The sequence below is a fragment of the Streptomyces filipinensis genome, assembly GCF_014649495.1.
Lineage (GTDB): Bacteria > Actinomycetota > Actinomycetes > Streptomycetales > Streptomycetaceae > Streptomyces > Streptomyces filipinensis.
This window is the reverse complement of the sequence record NZ_BMTD01000026.1, coordinates 90862-105448: the sequence shown is the minus strand read 5'-3', so window position 1 is coordinate 105448 and position 14587 is coordinate 90862. Positions and strand designations below refer to the sequence as shown.

Here is a 14587-nt window from a genome sequence, read left to right as displayed (position 1 = left end):
CCGCTGACCAACAGTGGCAAGGTCGACCACCGTGCGCTGCCCGCTCCCGAGGCGGAGATGTTCTCGGCGAGCCACTACGTGGCCCCGCGCACCCCGCTGGAGGAGCGGCTCGCCGCGATCTGGTCCGAGGTCCTGGGCGTGGAACGGGTCGGTGTCGAGGACAGCTTCTTCGACCTCGGCGGCGACTCCATCCGCGCGGTACGACTGCTGTCCGTTGCTCAGGAGGCCGGGGTTCCGCTGTCCATGTGGCTGGTGCTCCAGGCCCGGAGCCTCGGTGAACTGGCGCAGATGATCGAGTCGGACGAGGACCGCTTCCCGGTCGAGGAAGGGATGCCGCTGCTGCCGGGTCACCTCAAGTGGCTGGGCACCGACTCTTCGGGAGGCCGGACGGTCCGGCTGCCGTTGAGTGGGGCGGCTGATGCCGACGCTCTCGAACGGGCGCTGCGGGAAGTGGTGCAGCACCATGAGGCTCTCCGTCTCAGGTACAGCGGCCAGGGTCCCGGCGCGCGGGCCCAGTTGGCGGAGCTGCCGGACGAGGCGCTGGTTCGCGTACTCGACCTGGGTGGGGTGTCCGCCGACGACCGGCCGGCTGCGATGACCGAGGTGTTGGCCCAGGCGCGTGCCGCCCTCGACGCCGGGCAGGGCTCGGTGATCCGGGGAACACTGGTCCGGTTCGAGGAGGGGACGCCGGGCGAGCTGTGGCTCACGGCCCTCGACTCGGCACTCGACCCGCACTCGTGGTCCATCGTGCTCGGCGACCTGAACGTCGCCTACCGGCAGAGCGCCGAAGGGCGGCCGGTGACCCTGCCGGCGGTGGTCACACCCCTGCACGCATGGGCGCGGGAGATGGCGGAGCAGGCGTTCTCCGACGAGGTGCTGGATCAGGCCGGTGTGTGGCTGAACCGGCCCGATGCGACGGCCCTGCCCGTCGACCACGCGGGGGAGCACAACACGAACGTCACCGGCGGCAGCGTCACCGCGACCCTGTCGGCCGAACTGACCGGTGTGCTGCTGGACGACGCGCACCCCGAGCATCTGCTGCTGGGCACGCTGGCGCGGACACTGGCCCGCTGGGCCGGAGCGGAGCGCGTGGACATCGACGTCACCGTCGACCCGCGCCACGACCCGGACCGCGGTGAGGCCCTGGCCCGTACGGTCGGTCCGCTGACCGACAGCTTCCCGGTGTCGCTGCGTGTTCCGGGCGGCGGCGACGCCACGGCCGCTCTGCGGTCGGTGGCACGGCAGCTGCGCACCCTTCCGGAGCCGAGTCATGGATACGGGCTGCTCCGCCATCTGGCGCCCGACGCCGATGTGGCGGAGGAACTGGCCACGCTGCCCGCGCCGGAGGTCGGTTTCACCTTCGCTCCGCGGCAGGCGCCGGGCGGTGACGCGACGCTGGCGTTCGTCCCGGACCGGGTCGCACCGGTCGGTGCCGATGACGCGATGCGCGCGCATCTGCTGGAGGTCGAGGCATACCTCGTCGGGGACCAGCTCTATCTCCGGTGGACCCACAGCACGGCCGTGCACGATCCGCGGACCGTCCAGCGACTGGCCGACGAGCAGGTGGACGAGCTGAGCGCGGTGCTGCGGCAGGGTGCCGGTGCTGTCGGCAGGGGCGCCCGGCGCTCCGGGCCGGCGGCCTTCCAGGCGACCGTCGCCGAGGTGGAGAAGGTGATGGCCGAGCACGAGATCCCGGGCGTCAGCCTCGCTCTGCTCCAGGACGGGGCGGCCGCCGAGGTGAGGAGCTTCGGCCGGGTCGGTGCCGTGGATTCCGAGCCGGTCACCCCGGACACCGTGTTCGCCGCCGGTTCGATCAGCAAGCACGTGACGACGTTCACGGTCCTGCGGCTGGTGTCGGAGGGCAGGCTCGACCTCGACCGGGATCTCAACGAGTACCTGACGTCGTGGCAGGTTCCTTCCGAACCCGGGCACCCGGTCACGGCGAGGATGCTCCTGGCGAACCTCGGAGGGTTCGCCCAGCATCCGCCTCTCGCCGACGGGTATCACCGGTTCGATCCGGTGCCGACGCTGCTGGACGTGCTGAACGGGCGTCCTCCGGCCAAGACCCCGCCGGTCGCGATGGAGGAGACTCCCGGCAAGGTGTTCCGGAAGAGCCTGACCGGCTTCTCCGTGCTCCAGCAGGTCATGGTCGACCTGACGGGGGAGTCGTACCCCGATCTCACCCGCCGCTTGGTCTTCGAGCCGCTGGGCATGAACGACAGCAGCTTCGACCCGCGGTTCCCGGACACCGCCGGTCGCAGGTTCGCGCGTGGCCACGACGAGGTGGGCAGGCAGATGTCCGACGGCTACTACGTCAACCCGGAGGCAGCCGGCGGCGGTCTGTGGACGACGGCCGCCGACCTCGCCGGGTTCGCCGCCGAAGTGCGCCGTGGCTACCTGGGGCGGGAGGCGGGCCTGGTCGACACCGAGCTGGTGCGGCAGATGCTCACACCCCAGTCCGATCGTGCCTACGGCTGGAGCACCATCATCGACACCACCGGTGGCGACATGGAGTTCGGCCACGGCGGACAGGCGGCCGGCTACCAGGCGATGACCTGGATGCGCGCGCACTCCGGGCTCGGCCTGGTGATGCTGAGCAACTCGGTGAGCGGCCGTGAACTGGTCAAGCACCTCATCGCCACCGTGCTGTCCGGGCGGACCCGGATGGCCGGGGTCTGGCAGCGGGCCATGGACGAGGCCGCGCGGCGGGAGCAGGGCAACGCCGACGGATCGGGCCGGGACTGATGACGGAGCCCACGGCCGTGACCGAGCAGTCGGTCACGGCCGGCGGCAGCGTGCCGCCCCTGCGCAAGAACGCCGACTTCATCCGGCTGTGGGTGAGCTCCGGGATCTCGCGGCTCGGTACCTCGTTCACGATGGTGGCCTATCCGCTGCTGGCCCTGTGGCACACCGGCTCGGCGAGCGACACCGGACTGGTGACGTTCGCCGCCGCGCTGCCGAGCTTCCTGGTCCAGCTGCCGGCCGGTGCGCTGGTCGACCGTGTGGACCGCAGAAGGCTGATGCTCTGGTGTGACGTCGTCGGCCTCCTCGCGGTCGGCGGCGTCGCCGCGGCCGAGGCCGGGGGCTGGTTCTGGCTGCCGGGCCTGATGGTCGCGGCGTTCGTCCAGGCCGCGCTCGTGCTGGTGGGCCAGCTGGCCGAGCGCGCCATGGTCCGGCATGTGGTGGCCCCGGGACAACTGCCCGAGGCCATGGCGCAGAACGAGGTGCGCGGAGCCGCGATCGGACTGCTCGGCCAGCCGGGCAGCGGTCTGCTGTTCACGCTGGCGAGATGGCTGCCCTTCGCCGTCAACGCCGTCGCGAACGCCGTCGCCGTGCTGCTGCTCCTCCTGCTCAGACGGGGCTTCAAGCCACCGCACCCCGCCCCGCGGCAGCCTCTTCACGTCGACATCACGGAGGGCCTTCGCTGGCTGTGGCAGCGCAGGTACGCCAGACGTGTCACCGGTGTGTTCGCGGGGAGCAACCTGGTGTTCCAGGTGCTCCTGCTGGCCGTGATGGTGACGATCCGCAAGGGCGGGCACTCTCCCACCGTCGTCGGCGTCGTGCTCGGCGCGGGCGGGGTGGGCGGGGTGCTGGGCGCGCTCCACGCGCCCTGGGCCACCCGCAGGCTGACTTTCCACCGCTCGATGGTGGTCGGTTTCGCGCTGTGGACGATGCTCATACCGCTGGCCGTGGCCACGAGTGATCCGGTGGCCCTTGCCTGCATCTTGGCCGGAATTTCCTATGTGGCGAGCCTGTTCAACGTCATTGGTGCGGTGTACCAAATGCGGATCACTCCGGATGAGCTGCAGGGACGGGTCAGCGGTGCGAGCAGCTTTCTCTTGTCCGGCGCGAATGCGGTGGGGGCGGTGGCCGGCGGGTACGTGATCGAGTGCTTCGGTGTCACCGCGACCAGTATCGTCGTCGGTGCTTTCGTCCTGTTCCTGACTGTATTGGTGGCCGTAACGCTGACTCCCGCCGAGGGTGCGGCGGATGAAGCAGGTCGCACATAGCAAGGTGAGCGGCCGTTTTTGGTCGTCTTCCGTCCGAGGCCCTGTCCGATTTCCAGCGCATAGGCTCACAGAACCCACATGGATGCCATCTGCATGGAGTGGTAGCATGAAGCTGACCTGGTTAATCCCGGATAACGGGTGCGTCAGGGCAAGGGAAGGAAACGGGGAGGAAAGAGAAGGGAAAGGATTGGAGAGCACCGCTTAAATTATCGGCACGCTCCGACTCGACCCTGCCCTCACCCCCTGCATTGCGCTGCAGAAGCGCTTGGGCTCGGGGGCTCCTTCTCGCGTGGTATTTTCGCTTTGGTATCGATCACGGTGGCTTGTCCCTTTTGGGACGCAGTGTGGCCAGCACTGCGCTTTTACGTGAGATACGCGATATCTACAGCATAGACGGGGGAAGTATGGATTTCCAGCTGCTTGGTTCCGTTGGAGTCAAGAGGGGCGGAAAGCCAATAGAATTATCCGGAGCCAAGGAGAACACCTTGCTGGCGGCTCTGCTGCTGGCTCGGGGAAAAGTGGTCTCGGACGAGCGTCTCATCTCACTTCTGTGGGGATGGAACCCGCCCAAGACCGTGAATGCGCAGATCTACACCTATATATCTCGGCTGCGCAAGAGGCTGGGCGCGGAGGTGGAGTTCATCCGCCGCCAGCCTGGCTACCTGCTGGACGTCCGCGATGCCCGCGTCGACGTGGCCGAGTTCGACCGCCTGGGGCGCTGCGGCGGGACCGCCTTGGAAGAGGGGCGCCACATGGAGGCGGCCCAGACCCTGCGCGAGGCCCTCGCACTGTGGAGCGGCGGCGCGCTGGCCAATGTCACACCCCAGCTGGCGCAGGCGTACGTGCCGCAGCTGGAGGAGGCCTGGGCCACCGTACTGGAGCAGCGCATAGAGGCTGACCTGGCCCTCGGCATGCACCAGGAACTCATCGCGGAACTCACCGGCCTCGTCGCCGCATACCCGGTACGGGAACGGCTGCGGGCCCATCTCATGACCGCGCTGTACCGGTGCGGTCGGCAGGCCGATGCGCTGCACGTCTACTACGAGGGCCGCCAGGTGCTCTCCGACGAGCTGGGGATCGATCCCTCGTCGACGCTCACGGACGCGTACCAGGCGGTGCTCAACGGCGACCTCGACGCGTCGCCGCAACGCGAGGCCGACGTACAGCCGGTCGTCCGCACGGGGGCGCCGGTCAGTCTCCCGCCGGCCCTTCCGGACTTCGTCGGCAGGAAGGAACTGCTGAAAAACCTCTGCGGTCTTCTGCGGCCGGCGGACGACCGTATCGGGCACGCCCCGTCGCGTCGCTTCCTGGTGGTCGGCATGGGCGGAGTCGGCAAGACGGCACTCGCCCTGCAGGCCGCCCACGACATGCGCGAGGCCTTCCCGGACGGGCAGATATACGTCAATCTCTGCGATGCGGACGGCGAGCCCAAGGAGACCAAGGAAATCCTGGTCGCCCTCCTGCGGGCGCTCGGTGAACGGCCGGATGCGTGCCGGGAGAGCCAGGACGACCTGGTGCGGCTGTTCCGTGCCGCCACCTTCGGCAAGCGGGTCCTCGTCTTCCTCGACAACGCTGTCGGCGATCTGCAGCTGGAGCCGCTTCTGCCCAACACGGCGGAACCCACCGTGCTCATCACCGGGCGCACCCGAATAGCCAGTGTCGCCGAGGCGAACACCCTCGTGGTGAATCCCATGGACGATGTCGATGCATTCCTGCTGCTCTCGAAGGTGGCGGGCGACAGGCGGATAAGCGGCACCTCGGGCGAGACAGAGAAAATCATCGCCCATTGCGCCGGTCTGCCCCTGGCCCTGCGGATCGTGGGAACCCGCCTCGCGGCCAGGCCGCAATGGTCCGCATCCCGGCTCGTGGCCCGGCTGAGCAATCCCCGCACCACGCTCGACGAGTTGCATGTGGGGGATCTCGATGTACGGCGGAGTCTGTATCTGTCCGTGAACCGACTGCCGTCGGAAATCCGCGACTTCCTGTGCCATCTGGCGCCCACGGGACGAGGAGCGGTCTCTCCCGAGGAGATCGCGGCCAGATTGCGGATGCCGGTGGAAAGCGCCGAGCGGATGATGGAGGCCCTGGTCGACGTGGGGCTTCTCAACGTCACGGGCGTGGACCACAAGGAGCGACTGCTCTACCGGCTCCACGATCTGCTGTATCTCTTGGCGGCCGAGATAGTCGAGGAGACTCCCGCGGCGTTACACCTGACCCCGCTGCCGCGGTCGTGGAGCCGCGCCGTCACCATGCTGGCGGCCAGCCCGGTGCGACTACCGAGGCTTGGACAGCCGAGCGGCGTGTGTCAGTGACACACAGATCACCGCGGTCGCGCACCACACGACCGCGACGGCCAAGGGGCTGTACCACGTAAGGATCAGGGAGATGACAGTGGCGGCGACTACCGTGGTCGTCAAGGGCAGGACGGGGACGCGCTGATGCTGCCGCATCCGTTCCTCAAGGAGCTCGTCGAGGATCTCACCGATGCGGTCGTCGATGGTGTCGCCGTAGCGGACGAGGAACTGGTCGACCTCGTGCTCGTCGAGTCCTGCCGACTGGCTGCCCACGGTCAGTTGTCGCTCTGTCATACCTCCACTGTGCCGCTCCGAACGCCCGCGGTCGGCCACGTGAACCCACGAGCCCTTGGGCGGGTTATCCCTACCCCTCATCCGTCGGATCTCCTCGCTGACCTGCCCGCATCGGCTCGGCTACGGTCCTGTCGACGGAACGGCGTGAGACAGGTGGACACCTCCTCCAGCTCTCACGGAACGAGAGTCGGGCGATGAGTTGACCGGAAACACTGCTCAGAAGGTTCAGGACGGCGACGGTGCCGGCACCGGGACGCCGGATGTGACGGTGCCCCGTAACCCGTTACGGGCACTGGCGTCGTCGGCTCTGTGGCGTGTCTGCGCCCACCTGGCCTTGGACGGCGTCATGGCCATGGCCGGCCTGGCCGTGCTCACGGTCCTGGGGACGGGGCTGTGCGCGGTGCCCTTCGGACTGGTGGGGCTGCCCGTCACCGTGGCCGCCGGGTGGGCCCTCTACCAGCTCGCGGCCCTGGAACGCATGCGCTTCGCCATCACCTGCGGGGCGAGGATCTCCGAACCGCCGCAACCGCCGTGGTCGTGGCGGTCGTTGGCGTCCGTCACCGGGCTTCTGCGCAGCCGTTGCACCTGGCGGCTGGTCACCTACTTCACCCTGCTGATCGGGGTGTCGACGGTGACCACCGTGGGTGTGGCGCTGGTCTGGGCGGTGCCGCTGATGCTGGTGCTGCTGCCGGCCTACTACCAGCTCCTGCCCCGAGGGCAGGTGCAGATCGGGCCGTGGGTGCTGGCCGGCCTGCCGTCGATGCTGCTGGTAGCGGGCCTGGCGCTGCTCTTCGGCGCGGTGCTCTCGCCGTTGCTGGTCAGGCCCCTCATGGCCCTCGACAGCTTCCTCGGGCGCACCCTCCTGTCGCGGCCCGCGGGCATGGAACTGCGGCAGCGCGTCCAGGACCTGACCGCGAGCCGGGCCCGGGTCGTCGACGCGGCCGAGGCGGAACGCCGACGCATCGAACGTGACCTCCACGACGGCGCGCAACAACGACTGGTGGCCATGTCCATGACGCTGGGCCGGGCCAGTTCCCGGCTCAGGAAGTCGGGGGACGAGGTGACCGGCAAGCTGGTGGAGGACGTCCGCCGCGAGACGCTGTACACCATCACGGAACTGCGGAACCTGGCGCGCGGCCTGCACCCGCCGGTGCTCACCGACCGGGGTCTGGAAGCGGCGCTCTCCGCCGTCATCGCCCTGGCGCCCGTACCCGTGCGACTCGATGTCGACGCCGAACCGCGGCCCTCGGCCACCGTCGAGGCCGTCGCGTACTTCACGGTGACGGAGGCGCTGACCAACGTGGCCAAGCACGCCGGGGCCAGCCGTGCCTGGGTGGAGATCAAACGGGAGGGTGACCTGCTCACCATGACGATCGGCGACGACGGGCGGGGCGGAGCGGATCCCGCCCGCGGCAGCGGCCTTTCCGGCCTGGAGGGCCGGATCTCAGGAGTGGACGGCCGGCTGCGCGTCGACAGCCCCGTCGGTGGACCGACCGTGATCGAGGTGGAGATTCCATGCGGGTAGTGATCGCCGAGGATTCCGCGCTGCTGCGCGAGGGAATCGTCCTGCTTCTTGAGGAGGAGGACATCGATGTGGTTGCCGCGGTCGGTGACGGCGAAGCGCTGTTGCGTGCCGTGGCCGAGCACGAGCCCGACGTCTGTGTGGTGGACGTCCGTATGCCGCCCACGTTCATCGACGAGGGACTGCGGGCGGCGCTCGTGATCCGCAGCCGGTGGCCCGACGTCGGTGTGCTGGTGCTGTCGCAGTACGTGGAGGAGCGGTACGCCTTCGACCTGATCGACAGCAACGACAACGGCATCGGCTATCTGCTCAAGGACAGGGTGTCCGACGCCGCCGAATTCGTGGCCGCGTTGCAGCGCATCAACGACGGTGACACCGTGCTGGATCCCGAAGTGGTCAAGCAGTTGCTGGCGCGCAGCCGGAAAAGGGATCCCCTGGCGTCACTGACGCCCCGTGAGCGGGAGGTCCTCAACGCGATGGCGCAGGGCCGCTCGAACGCCGGCATCGCGACCGAACTGGTCATCGGTGCCGCTGCGGTGGAAAAGTACATCCGCAGCATCTTCACCAAATTCGGCTTGCAGCCCGAAGCGGGGGACCACCGCCGGGTACTCGCTGTTCTACGCTATCTGGGAGCTTGACAAAGTATGGCATCGAAAAAGCGCCGTGGAATCATTTACGGTGGTCTCGCCGTTCTCGTCGCGGTCATTGCTCTCGCCGGCTGGGGTACCGTCGAACTGCTGCGTCCGAACCACCCCTACACCCACTCCTGGCAGGCCGACGCGAGCGGCCGGAAACTGCTGGAGGTGCACACCGACGGTATGGGCGTCTCCCTGAGCCCCGGCGATTCGTCGCACCTTGAGGTCAAGGCCACCGGAGGGTACGACGACAGCGCCCCCCAGGTCTCGGTGAAGCAGTCCGGGCAGGGCCTGTCCGTCGTCGGCACGTGCCCCGGCGGCGGTTGCTCGGTGCAGCTCCACATCAAGCTGCCGGCGGACCTGGCCGTCAAGGCGGACACCGGTGGCCCGGCGATCTCCGCCAGCGATCTGAAGGGGCGGCTCGATCTGCGCACGGGCAGCGGCGCCATCGACGTGGACAACGCGTCCGGTCCCCTGAACCTGCACACCGGTGACGGCGCGGTGACCCTGGCCGACAGCCGTTCCGCGCGCGCCAGCGTGACCACCGGCGCGGGCGCGGTCGACGCCGGCTTCGTGAGCGCTCCGACCGACGTGAACATCGCGACCGGCGACGGGGCCGTCGACCTGCGCGTGCCGCACGGCTCCCGCTACTACATCGACGCCACGAGTTCCGACTCCACACCCGACGTCCAGCTCCCGGTCGACCGGAACGCCCCGCACCAGATCACGGTCAAGACCCACAGCGGAGGAATCCAGGTGCACTGAGGGGCACCGCGCCGCCGCTCCTTTCCCCCGCCCACCGCGCCGATGCCCGGGAGAATCCGAATCTCCCGGGCATCGGCGTATTGCTTTACCGGCGGGTGCCCACTCGTATAGGGCCGATATAGAGCACCCGCACACACTGACGATGCGGCAGCGGAGAATCACCGACGCCTGTGCGGACATGCCTCGTTTGAACCTCCGCCGGCCATGAGGCCGACGGTTCGGTGTGCTGAGCCGCGGACTGCCGCTCCGTTGTCGGGCTGATCCCCGAGTGCACTGTCCCTACGTTGTTGACCTCAGGAGCCGTTGTGACCCGGCATACGCTTCCGCACCGCGTCGTCGCGCAGCATGCGACGCAATCCCCGACCGCCATTGCCGCCGTAGCGGACGGTCGTCACATCAGCTATGGGGAATTCGAGACGGAAGCCCGCCGAATGGCCTGTTTCCTCAGGCGCCACGGGGCTGGACCGGGCAGGGCGGTGGGTGTGCGGCTGACGTCCGCCGCCGACCTGATCGTGGCCCTCCTCGGCGTCTGGAAGACGGGAGCCGCGTTCGTCCTCCTGCCGGGCTCCCTCCCCGGCGAGCGGCTCGCGTCGATCACGCGCGATGCGGGGATCAGCCTTCTGCTGAGCGTGAGCACGAGCGCCCCCGACCCGGAGAGCGGCGTCGAGGTGCTGTGCCTGGACATGTTGCGGGAGGAGATCGCGTCGTGTCCGGACGAGGCGGGGGACCAGGCGAACCACGCCGCCGATCCCGCGTTCATCAGCTACGGAGCGAGCGATTCCGGTCTGGTGGTCGACTGGGGGACCCTGGCCGCGTACGCCCCCGCGCTGGCGGGGCAGCACGACCTGTCCCCGTCCGACCGGGTCGTCTTCGGGGCCCCCCTCGACGAGGCCACCGTCTACGGCGCGCTGCTGGCAACCCTGGTGAACGGCGCCACGGCGGTCTTCCCGGCACTCGGCGACGCACCGGCCGCCGCGGCGCTGCCGACGGCGGTGGCGGAGTTCCAGGGCACGGTACTGGCCGTCCCCCACCCCCTGCTCGCCGGTCTGGCGGAACTGTCCGGCTGGCCGCAGTGCCCCACCCTGCGCCTGGTGCGCTCCGACGCACCGGATCTGGACCCCGGCACGGACGCGGAGACGTACCGACGGCTCTCCGCCGTGACCACGGCGAGCCTGGCGATCAGTTACGGCCAGGCCGTGTGCGGACTCCCGGTCACCCTGCTCGACGGAGAGCCCGGACACGGCGCCGAGGCACCGCTGCTGGGAGCTCCGCTCGACGGGACGCGGGTCGCCGTGCTCGACGAGTTCGGCGAGCCCCTGCCCTCGGGCCTGCCCGGCGAACTGCATGTCGCCGTGTCCGGCGCGTGGGCGGGCCGGTCGGGCGCGACCGCCGAGCGTTTCCTGCCCGACCCCGACGGCGAGCCGGGAAGCCGGATGCTGCGCACCGGCGCCCTCGTCCGCTGGCGCAACGACGGGACGCTGGAGCACCTCGGCCGCGCCGAGGACGACGCCGACCCGATGTGGGACGAGGAGCCCCTGCTGCTGCTCGACTCCGAACGCCCGCCCTACGTGGCGCCGCGCACCCCCGAGGAGCGCGCCGTGGCCGAGGTGTGGGCGGAGCTCCTCGACCTCGACGACATCGGCGCCACGGACGACTTCTTCCAGCTCGGCGGCTACTCCCTGCTGCTGGCCAAGCTGTCCGAACAGCTCCGGCTGACCACCGGCAAGGACGTGGCCCTCGCGGACCTCTACCAGGCCGTCACGGTGGAGCAGCAGGCCGAGCTGGTGCGGACCGCGGGGACGGCCCGCGCGCTGATCGAGACCGTCGCCCGTGACGAGGCACTCCCGCTGTCCTTCGGGCAACGACGGGTGTGGCTGCTGAGCACCATGAACCCGGACAGCGCGGAGTGGATCGTCCCCCTGTTCCTGCGCCTGCCCGGTGACATCGCCCCGGACACGGTGCGCCGGGCCCTGGAGGCGCTCTCGGCCCGCCACGAGTCCCTGCGCACCCGCTACATCAGCCGCGCCGGCGAGCCCCTGCAGATCATCGAGCCGGCCGGCCCCGTCGACCTGCGGGTGATCGACGGCCCGACGAACCTGGAGCGGCTGGTCCGCGAGGAGTTCGAGGCCGGCTTCGACCTCGCCTCGGGCACGCTGTGGCGAGCGCTGCTGGCCCGCCGCGCCGACCAGGACGGCAACGCCGGTCAGGAACAGCTGCTGTTCCTCACGGTCCACCACATCGCCTGCGACGGCTGGTCCGCCACCGTGCTGGAACGGGAGTTCCGGGAGATCTGCGCGGCCTACCACGCGGGCCGGGAACCGGAACTGGACGCCCCGGGTGTCCAGTACGCGGACTACGCGGTGTGGCAGCGCAAGTCCAGGGACAAGGACAGCCTGACCGAGGACCTCGCGTTCTGGCGCGAGGAGCTGCGCGGCGCGGTCCCCGCGGAGCTGCCGACGGACCGTCCGCGCCCGGCGGAGCGCGACCCGCGCGGCGCACTGGTGCCCGTCAGGATCCCCGCGCCGCTGGCGGAACAGGTGATCGGCCTCGGCCGACGGCACGAGGCCAGCCCCTTCATGACGCTGCTGACCGCGTTCTCGGCGCTGCTGGCCAGGTACAGCGGGCAGTGGGACGTGAGCATCGGCGTCCCGGTCGCGGGCCGCACCCTGCCGGAGACCGAGCCGGTCGTCGGGTTCTTCATCAACTCCCTGGTGCTGCGCTGCCCGCTGGATCCCGGGCTGAGCTTCTCCGACGCCCTGGACCAGGTGCGGGAGACCAGCCTGGCGGCCTTCGCGCATCAGGAGGTGCCCTTCGAGCACCTGGTCGAGGAGCTGCGCCCGGAGCGGGACCTGTCCAGGACGCCGCTCTACCAGGTCGCGTTCAACTTCAACGACGTCCAGGTCTCCGGGGGCATGCCCGGGGACGGCGACTTCGATCTGCTGCTGGGCAACCGTCAGGTCTCCAAGACCGATCTGACCCTGTATCTGCGTACCGAGAACGACGGCGCGCTGACCGGCGTCGTCGAGTACGCGACAGCCCTGTTCGAGCGCGGCACCGTCGAACGCTTCGCGAGCCACTTCGTCCAGCTGCTCACGGCCGCCGTGGCGGCTCCCGCCTCCCGGCTGTCCACGCTGGACATCCTGCCGGCCGAGGAGCGGGGCGAAGGCACCGGCCGCTGGAACGACACCCGTACCGAGTGGGACACCAGCTCGGCCCTCGACGTGATCGAGGCCCAGGTCGCCAAGACCCCGGAGGCCCTCGCCCTGGTGGCCGGTCAGCGCCGGATCAGCTACCGGGAGATGGACCGCGCGGCCAACCGCATCGCCCACCGGCTGCGTTCCCTCGGGGCCGGCCCCGACACCCTGGTGGGCGTGTGCCTGCACCGGGGACCGGAGCTCATCGAGTCCCTGCTCGGGGTGTGGAAGGCGGGCGCGGCGTACGTACCGATCGATCCCGCCAACCCGTCCGAGCGGCTGAACCACGTGCTGGCCGACAGCGGGGCGTCGATCCTGGTGAGCTCCTCCGGGCTGACCGAGCTGACGCGGTCGTTCCCGGGCGCCCGGCTGACGGTCGACCAGGAGACGGAGTGGCTCGCCGAGGGCGCCGACACACCGCCGTCGAGGTCCCACGACCCCGAGCGGCTGGCCTACGTGATCTACACCTCGGGCTCCACCGGCAAGCCCAAGGGCGTCATGGTCACCCAGCACGGGCTCACCAACCACCTGCGCTGGGCGGCCCGCGACCTGGTCGTCGGCGAGGGCGGGGCACCGCTGTTCTCGTCCATCGCCTTCGACCTGCCGGCGACCAACGTGTACGCGCCGCTGATGGCAGGCCAGCCGGTGCACCTGCTGTCCGACCTCGACGACCTGACCGGCCTGGGGCAGGCGCTCGCGGCCTCGGGGCCGTACAGCTTCATCAAGCTCACCCCGGGGCACCTCGACCTCCTGAGCCACCAGCTCAGCCCGGAGCAGGCCGCGGGCCTGGCCAACGTGGTGCTGGTCGCGGGCGAGGCGCTGCCCGCCAAGCTCGCCAACGACTGGCTGGAGCTGCTGGGCCCAGGCCGTCTGATCAACGAGTACGGGCCCACCGAGACGTCGATCGGCACCACCATCCACCCGGTCCAGGGGGAGCAGACCACCACGGTTCCGCTGGGCTCACCGCTGCCGAACATGACGACCCACGTCCTGGACGACACCGGGCGTCCCGTGCCCGGTGGCGTGATCGGCGAGCTGTACATCGGCGGTGACGGCCTGGCCCGGGGCTACCTCGACCGTCCCGCGCTGACGGCCGAGCGGTTCGTCCCGAACCCCTTCGGCGGCCCGGGGACGCGGCTGTACCGCACCGGCGACCTGGTGCGCCGCCTGCCCGACGGCGCCATCGCCTTCCTGGGCCGCGTCGACGACCAGGTCAAGATCCGCGGCTACCGCATCGAACTCGGCGAGATCGAGGCGGCCCTCACCGACCAGCCGGGCGTCGACCGTGCGGCCGTGGTCGTCCAGGAGACGCAGGAGGGCGAGAAGTCGCTGGTCGCCTACCTGGTGGGCGCCGCGGACCGGCAGCTCGACGCCGACGCGGTCCGCGAGCGGGTCGCCGAGGTGCTGCCCGCCTACATGGTGCCCTCCGCGGTCGCCGTCCTCGACGCCCTTCCGCTGACCCCGAACGGCAAGCTCGACCGCAAGGCCCTGCCCTCGGTGGACCGCTCCGCCGACCGCTACGAGGCCCCCGCCACACCGGTCGAGGAGCACATCGCGGAGATCTGGTCGGACATCCTCGGCCGGGAGCGGATCAGCGTGCAGGAGAGCTTCTTCGAGATCGGCGGGCACTCCATCCTCGCGATCAGGATGACCTCGACCCTGCAGGACGAGTTCGGCATCGACCTCTCCCTGCGGACCGTCTTCGAACACCCCACCGTCCGGTCCCTCGCCGCCGCCGTCGAGGACCACATCAGGGCCGAGATCGAGCAGATGTCCGAAGACGAGCTGCGGGAGTACGACGCGCGGACCACGCACCGCCCTGAATGAGCGCCGTATCGAGGCTCACGGACGCCTCGCCGTCTTGCCACGATCC

8 protein-coding genes are annotated in these 14587 nt (G+C 70.0%); 7 read left to right on the top strand and 1 reads right to left on the bottom strand.

Annotation, left to right across the window (positions count from 1 at the left end; all coding sequences use genetic code 11):
• From IE244_RS37215 to IE244_RS37205, 3 genes are all read left to right on the top strand, one after another.
• Positions 1-2745: serine hydrolase domain-containing protein (locus IE244_RS37215; protein ID WP_191877998.1), on the top strand; the 2745-nt coding region annotated here is incomplete at its 5' end.
• Entirely contained in the window at positions 2745-4010 is a 1266-nt protein-coding gene (locus tag IE244_RS37210; RefSeq protein ID WP_191877997.1) for an MFS transporter, read from the top strand. The genes IE244_RS37215 and IE244_RS37210, both read left to right, overlap by 1 nt.
• 404 nt (positions 4011-4414) lie before the next feature.
• Entirely contained in the window at positions 4415-6322 is a 1908-nt protein-coding gene (locus IE244_RS37205; protein ID WP_191877996.1) for an AfsR/SARP family transcriptional regulator, read from the top strand.
• On the opposite strand, the gene IE244_RS37200 is transcribed toward IE244_RS37205, so the two are convergent.
• The gene (locus IE244_RS37200) at positions 6284-6598 is read right to left on the bottom strand and encodes a hypothetical protein (RefSeq protein ID WP_191877995.1); all 315 of its coding nucleotides are present in this window, start codon (positions 6596-6598) and stop codon (positions 6284-6286) included. The genes IE244_RS37205 and IE244_RS37200 overlap by 39 nt on opposite strands.
• Before the next feature lie 262 nt (positions 6599-6860).
• Here IE244_RS37200 and IE244_RS37195 point away from each other — a divergent pair, with 262 nt between their 5' ends.
• The 4 genes from IE244_RS37195 (at position 6861) to IE244_RS37180 (ending at position 14541) form a co-directional block, all read left to right on the top strand.
• Positions 6861-8123 (top strand): sensor histidine kinase, encoded by a 1263-nt coding sequence (locus IE244_RS37195; RefSeq protein ID WP_229854672.1) that lies wholly within the window; start codon positions 6861-6863, stop codon positions 8121-8123.
• A complete protein-coding gene (locus IE244_RS37190) occupies positions 8114-8758 on the top strand; it encodes a response regulator transcription factor (protein WP_031171250.1) in 645 nt (214 codons plus the stop codon). The genes IE244_RS37195 and IE244_RS37190 overlap by 10 nt, the downstream gene beginning before the upstream one ends.
• Before the next feature lie 6 nt (positions 8759-8764).
• Positions 8765-9520, top strand: a complete 756-nt coding sequence (locus IE244_RS37185) for a DUF4097 family beta strand repeat-containing protein (RefSeq protein WP_191877994.1) — start codon at positions 8765-8767, stop codon at positions 9518-9520.
• A gap of 305 nt (positions 9521-9825) precedes the next feature.
• On the top strand, positions 9826-14541 hold the full coding sequence (locus tag IE244_RS37180) for a non-ribosomal peptide synthetase (RefSeq protein WP_191877993.1): 4716 nt from the start codon (positions 9826-9828) through the stop codon (positions 14539-14541).
• Positions 14542-14587 lie beyond the last annotated feature (46 nt).

What these genes read in the sequence shown, in the direction of transcription:
- IE244_RS37210 (WP_191877997.1), top strand. Translation starts at nt 2,745, where the DNA reads ATGACGGAGCCCACGGCCGTGACCGAGCAGTCGGTCACGGCCGGCGGC.
- IE244_RS37205 (WP_191877996.1), top strand. Translation starts at nt 4,415, where the DNA reads ATGGATTTCCAGCTGCTTGGTTCCGTTGGAGTCAAGAGGGGCGGAAAG.
- IE244_RS37200 (WP_191877995.1), bottom strand. Translation starts at nt 6,598, where the DNA reads ATGACAGAGCGACAACTGACCGTGGGCAGCCAGTCGGCAGGACTCGAC.
- IE244_RS37190 (WP_031171250.1), top strand. Translation starts at nt 8,114, where the DNA reads ATGCGGGTAGTGATCGCCGAGGATTCCGCGCTGCTGCGCGAGGGAATC.
- IE244_RS37185 (WP_191877994.1), top strand. Translation starts at nt 8,765, where the DNA reads ATGGCATCGAAAAAGCGCCGTGGAATCATTTACGGTGGTCTCGCCGTT.